The sequence below is a fragment of the Microcystis sp. LE18-22.4A genome (genome assembly GCF_027531105.1).
In the GTDB taxonomy this organism is placed as follows: Bacteria; Cyanobacteriota; Cyanobacteriia; order Cyanobacteriales; family Microcystaceae; genus Microcystis; species Microcystis aeruginosa.
Map to the genome: position 1 here is coordinate 1 of NZ_JAPZRB010000606.1, position 6,072 is coordinate 6,072.

Sequence of the window (6,072 nt, forward strand, 5' to 3'; positions counted from 1 at the left end):
GTGGGGTAAAATCGAAACGAATAGGCTTTTTCCATGTCTCACATTTTAGCATATATTTCGTAAATGTGCTAATATTTAACAGTAAAGCCGTCGTAGAACGACGGGGTTTCAGACCCAAATTTTCGATGAGGGATGGTTTACTGGAGATGGCTAGGGATTATTTTCAGAATAGGATCGCCCCGCAAGCAGCCCGGATCGATCGCGACCCTAGCGCCCTACAATTAGCTTTACAGGGTATGGGCGATCGCTGTTTATTGGCTTTGCGTGTTCCGGGAGAATGGGGGGGTGCGGGATGGGACGAACGCACCTATCGACAATTCCAAATCCTCGGCGCTCGTTATTCCGGTGCTTTGACTTTTCTGCAAACCCAACACCAAAGCGCCGCTAATCAATTAGCCACCAGCAGTAACCAAGACCTGAAAAAGCTTTATCTCCCCAAAATGGCCCGGGGCGAAAAGCTAGTGGGGGTCGGGTTTTCGCAACTACGTCGTCCGGGGGAACCGATGATGAAAGCGTTTCCCGTGGCCGGCGGCTATCAACTCTGTGGACAGGTCCCCTGGGTGACGGGATGGGGCTTTTTTGAAGATTTTATCATCGGGGCGACCCTCCCAGACGGGCGATCGCTGTACGGTCTTTTACCGCTGCAGTATCTCCCCGGTCTGCAATGCAGTCCCCCCATGACATTATTATCGATGAGTGGGACTAATACGGTGAGCCTTACCATACAAGACTACTTTTTGTCAAGGGATTTTATTGTTAGTTTACAACCGGCGGCGGCGATCGAGGCCAGCGATCAAAAAAATGTTCTCCATCACGGTTTTCATGCCCTTGGCTGTGCTTGGGCGGGCTTAGATGTTATTTTTGGGGTTTATCGACAAAAGCGGCTAGAAAGCCTAAAAAATGCCCATCAACAGCTAGAAAAAGCCCTACTGTCCTGTCAAGAAAAAATGTTAAATTCCCACCAGGCCAGTTTTGCCGACAAATTGCACTGGCGCGGTCGGGCGATTAATTTGGCTCTACAATGCGCTCAAGGGGCAGTGATTGCCTCCGGTGGGGCGGCGAATATTATTGATCATCCAGCGGGGCGAGTCTATCGGGAAGCTTTACAGTTTAGCGTTTCTGGACAAACTGGCGCGGTGATGGAAAACAGCCTAGGGCAGTTGCTCTGGCTGGGGGGTCAATGCTATGATTAGGGAGACTTTTGCGGGTATAGTTCAGTGGTAGAACGTCACCTTCCCAAGGTGAATGTCGCGCGTTCGAGTCGCGTTACCCGCTTCTGACGACAATTGATGTAATATATCAATTAACTGGCAAGATGGGCATGAGCAAGTTAACCCCTTTGGCTGTTAACCGTCCCGTCAAGCTGCCCTAGGGTAAAGATAATCCGCTACCATGAAACTAATTATCGGGGGACGTTACCAAGTTATTAAACCTCTAAGTCAAGGGGCTTTCGGTCAAACTTTTTTAGCCCAAGATAACTATCGCCCCGGCCGTCCTCAATGTGTGGTCAAACAGTTAATCACCCAAGTGGTTAACGAAGTTACTATAGGATTATTTGAGAGTGAGGCCAGAGCTTTAGAAAAACTCGGCCATCATCCTCAAATACCGCAATTTTTCGCCAGTTTTCAGGAAAATAAGTCTTTTTATATCGTTCAAGAATTTATCGATGGTCACGATCTTAGTCAGGAAATCTCTAAGGGTAAGCGTTTAGAAGAGAGTCAGGTAATTCAGTTATTAAAAGATATCTTGGAAGTTCTCGCTTTTGTCCATCAAAATAATATTATTCACCGAGATATCAAACCCCATAATATTATCCGTCGCCAAGAGGGCAAGCTAGTTTTAATCGACTTTGGCGGAGTCAAACAAGTGGGGACTCAATGGCTAAAAGCAAAACAGACCAGTGTGTCCATTGGGATTGGCACCCCTGGTTATATGCCTAGTGAACAGGCGCAAAATAAACCGCGATTGTCTAGCGATGTCTATGCCGTGGGAATCATCGCTATTCAAGCCTTGACTGGTCTCAAACCGACGCAATTTCCCGAAGATGCCGAAACCGGAGAAATCGCTTGGCGCGATCAGGCCGATGTTAGAGATGATCTAGCAGTTATTATCGATAAAATGACCCGTTATGACTGGCGCCAACGCTTTCCCTCGGCAGCAGAAGTTTTAGATGCCATAAAAGAGTTACTGCAATTGCGTCAGCAACAAGCTTTAGTGCGGGAAATTTCAGCAGAGGAGTTGTTTTATCGCGGTAACGCGCATCTCGATTTGGGGCAGCATCGCGAAGCAGTTCAATTGTATCAACAGTCCCTGCGGAAAAAGCCCAATTTTGTCAATGCTTGGTATAATCGCGGTCTGGCCTTGCAACGATTAGGGCGTTTTCCTGAAGCTTTAGGGTCTTTTAATCAGGTAATTCAATTAGAGACTAATAATGCTCGGGCTTGGTTTTATCGCGGCATCGCTTTAGCTAATTTACGACAAATCAGCGCCGCAATCGCATCTTTGGATAAGGCGATTCAACTGCAGCCAGATTATCTGGAAGCATGGCATTACAAAGGCATGATTTTCTGTCGGATGCAACGTTATGCCGAAGGTCTAGCGGCTTATAATCAGGCCCTGGCCATTAAATCCGATGCTAATGTTTGGTTTAGTAAAGGCGAAGCTTTACGGGAATTAGAACGACTCAGTGAAGCGGTCGCCGCTTATAATAAGGCTTTACAGTTACAATCCCAAAAGGCTGAGGCATGGTATCAACGGGGTTGTTGTCTCTACAAGTTAAAATGTTTCTCGGAAGCAGTGGTTTCTTTTAACCAAACCCTACAACTAGAGCCTAGCCATCAATTCGCTCTCCAACAACGGAATTTAGCCCTTAATCACCTGAAATTGTAGGCAGCGAGCCAGCATTTTGGGGGATTAATCCTGTTCCTCTAGCCATTTTTGCCAGAGATCTGGACGACGTTCCTTCGTGCGATCGAGTTGTTGTTGATAGCGCCAATCAGCGATATCCTGATGATTACCCGATCGCAAAACCGGCGGCACTTGCCAACCGCGAAAGACCGGCGGCCGGGTATATTGGGGATAATCCAATAAACCTGCCTCAAAACTCTCCAATTTCAACGATTCTGCCTTACCTACCGTCCCAGGTAACAACCGCGTCACCCCGTTAATAATCGCTAAAGCAGGGATTTCCCCACAAGTTAGGACAAAATCCCCTAAAGATACCTCTCTAGTCACCAAATGCTCACAAACCCGCTCATCTACCCCTTCATAATGCCCGCAGATGAGAATTAACTGCTGATAACTACCGGCCCAAGTTTTCAGTAAAGCTTGATGGAGAGGTTCCCCCTGGGGAGTCATCAGCACGATCTCCCGGGGTGGTAAAATTGCTAAAGACTCGATCGCCTCAAAAATTGGCTCTGGTTTTAATAACATTCCCACACCACCACCGTAGGGTTCATCATCGACACGACGGTGTTTATCGTGGGCAAAATCCCGGAGATTGACCAAATTTACCCTAGCGATGTCGCGTTCGAGAGCTTTTGCCAACAACCCCGACTGCAGCGGTGAAGTAAAAAAATCGGGAAAGAGAGTAATAATGTCAAACTGCACGGGGAAAATTAAGGCCTAGACTGGGATAGTGTTTAATGTATCATTTTGTCACGGTTCGATCGGTTAAAATCTTGCTAATTTGGCGCTAGTCTATCTCGATAACATGATAGACTATGCTGTACTGTCTAGGGGTTTTTCTGGCTCTAGCTTGAGTGATCGAAGTCTAGCCTAGAATTAAAGTTAACTAACAGTCCGTCATTGCCAGTGGATCGAAGAAAATTGCTAAAATCGCCTCTACTATTGCTTGATGTCCCGAAAAATATTCCTAAACCGCATTTTTTTCCGTCAACCGTTCAGGGAAAATAACATTAAAATACTTGTCCATCTTCCCGAAAAACCTTCCATCCCTAAAAATGTCTATTCGTTCAGTGACATGATCATCGAGCTAGAAACCCAACACCACGAAAATCCTACCCCCATATCTCTCAAAACGGCGATTTTAGTCATTGGTGGTGCCGAGGATAAAGTCCACGGTAAAGAGATACTGCACACCTTTTGGAATCGCGCCGGGGGTAGCGAAGCAGTGATCGCTATTGTTCCCTCCGCTTCCAGAGAACCGGTTTTAATCGGCGATCGCTATCAGAAGATTTTCGAGGAAATGGGGGCAAAATACGTCAAAGTTATCGATATTCGCGATCGTGTACAGGGAGAAGACCCCCAATTTCAAGCCTACATCGAAGAATGTACAGGTGTATTTATGACCGGAGGCGACCAGCTGCGTTTATGCGGTTTGCTCTCCGATACCCCCCTGATGGAAAGAATCAGACAAAGAGTGCAACAGGGAGAACTAACCCTGGCCGGAACTAGCGCCGGGGCCGCCGTTATGGGTCATCACATGATTGCTGGGGGCAGCAGCGGGGAAGCACCCAATCGCGCCCTAGTGGATATGGCCATGGGATTAGGTCTCATTCCTGAAGTCATTGTCGATCAACACTTCCACAATCGCAACCGCATGGCCCGGTTAATGAGCGCTATCTCCGGTTATCCCGAACGTTTAGGAATTGGCATCGATGAGGATACCTGCGCTATGTTTGAACGGGATGGCACGATGACGGTAATCGGCTGCGGTACAGTGACGGTAATTGATGCCAGGGCAATGTCCCACACCAACCACCATCACGTCACCGCTAACGAACCCCTGAGTCTGCATAATCTGCGGGTACATATTCTTGCCTACGGGGATGGCTATCATCTCAAAAAACAGCAAGTGATCGCTAAATTGGGGTAAAAAAACTCCTGAAAAACTGTTCATAGTGAACAGTTTACCAATCTCGGAAAACCAGACAATAAACAACGGCTTCTTTGTGCTTCTCAACAGCGAACACCAGCTATATCGTCACTAACCCCGCCCTAAAAGGGACGGGGCTTGCCTAAACCAATTTAGGCGACGCAAGTAGAGACTACCGCATCGAGACACAATCTGGCCTAGACCTCCGAATGCTTCCCTAGTTCGGATTCTCTCTAAGCTTTATTGGTAAAGCGTTGTTAGACAAGACATCTTGATTGTGTTGCGGTAAGGGACTTTAACTTTACTCTTAAGGATTATCTCCATGCCAAGAGTTCCTGTTATCTCAAAAGAGGGAAAACCGTTAATGCCCACCAAACCCAGTCGTGCCAGACGGTGGATTAAAGAAGGAAAAGCTATCGGTAAATTCAACGATTTAGATATTTTCTATGTCCAGCTAATCGATGAACCTTCCGATAGTAAAACCCAACCGATCGCTATTGGTATTGACCTGGGTAAATTATTCTCTGGAATTGGCGTTCAATCCTCTCTTTTTACTCTTTGGAAGGCTCACTTAGAACTTCCTTTTAAACGAGTAAGAGAGCGCCTGGATAATAGACGGTTAATGCGAAGAGGACGTAGAAAAAGACGGATTAACCGCCAACTTTCTTTTAATCTAAGAGCGCATCGACAAAAACGATTCTCAAATAGAAGACAAGGAAAATTAGCTCCCTCAATTAGAGCTAATCGTCAACTTGAACTTCGAGTCGTTTCCGAACTAACCAAAATCTATCCAATTACCGATATTTACTTTGAGTACATCAAAGCCGATATTGATCTAACTTCTGGTAGAAAAGGAGCTAAGTCTGGAAAAGGTTTCTCGTCGGTTATGGTCGGACAAAAATGGGCGGTAATGATTTGGTAGTAGTGGCGTAGCCCTCTTGCTTACCTGGTATGAATTGTGTCAAATATTTATGAATAAAAATAATTGGAACCCAATCAGTCTTTAAACCTCTAGCTTGATCATGACTTTTCTGATAAATATCTTTTTCTGGCTCCTGTCTGGCTTACTCAAATATCAGTCTAGCACCGAACAAAGTACCCCCTTCACCTCTATTCCCCTGTCCTAATTGTGGTTCTCACCATACTATCAAGAATGGTTCTATTCATAATGGAAAACCCAAACGTCAAGGTAAAGAATGTGGTCGTCAGTTTGTGATCAATCCCACTAATAAAAC

At 46.1% G+C, this 6,072-nt stretch carries 4 protein-coding genes, 1 tRNA gene and 2 pseudogenes; 6 read left to right on the forward strand and 1 reads right to left on the reverse strand.

Features of this window, described 5'->3' with window-relative positions; translation table 11 throughout:
* Positions 1–125 precede the first annotated feature (125 nt).
* The 3 genes from O9295_RS25910 to O9295_RS25920 all read left to right on the forward strand — a co-directional run bounded on the left by O9295_RS25910 (position 126) and on the right by O9295_RS25920 (position 2,889).
* Positions 126–1,193 (forward strand): acyl-CoA dehydrogenase family protein, encoded by a 1,068-nt coding sequence (locus O9295_RS25910; RefSeq protein ID WP_288036160.1) that lies wholly within the window; start codon positions 126–128, stop codon positions 1,191–1,193.
* A 10-nt stretch (positions 1,194–1,203) separates the two neighbouring features.
* A tRNA-Gly gene (locus O9295_RS25915) sits at positions 1,204–1,275 on the forward strand.
* A 117-nt stretch (positions 1,276–1,392) separates the two neighbouring features.
* Positions 1,393–2,889: a serine/threonine-protein kinase gene (locus O9295_RS25920; RefSeq protein ID WP_288036161.1), complete on the forward strand. Its 1,497-nt coding sequence runs from the start codon at positions 1,393–1,395 to the stop codon at positions 2,887–2,889.
* Positions 2,890–2,913: 24 nt separating this feature from the next.
* Here O9295_RS25920 and trmD read toward each other — a convergent pair whose 3' ends face one another.
* Complete coding sequence (trmD, locus tag O9295_RS25925; RefSeq protein ID WP_288036162.1) at positions 2,914–3,609, reverse strand: tRNA (guanosine(37)-N1)-methyltransferase TrmD; 696 nt, start codon at positions 3,607–3,609, stop codon at positions 2,914–2,916.
* Between the two features lie 373 nt (positions 3,610–3,982).
* On the opposite strand from trmD, the gene O9295_RS25930 reads away from it, so the two are divergent.
* The 3 genes and pseudogenes from O9295_RS25930 to O9295_RS25940 form a co-directional block, all read left to right on the forward strand.
* On the forward strand, positions 3,983–4,837 hold the full coding sequence (locus O9295_RS25930; RefSeq protein ID WP_061433142.1) for a cyanophycinase: 855 nt from the start codon (positions 3,983–3,985) through the stop codon (positions 4,835–4,837).
* A 322-nt stretch (positions 4,838–5,159) separates the two neighbouring features.
* Positions 5,160–5,747 (forward strand): annotated as a pseudogene (locus tag O9295_RS25935) (RRXRR domain-containing protein); the annotation flags it as partial.
* A gap of 112 nt (positions 5,748–5,859) precedes the next feature.
* A pseudogene (locus O9295_RS25940) lies at positions 5,860–6,072 on the forward strand (IS1/IS1595 family N-terminal zinc-binding domain-containing protein); the annotation flags it as partial.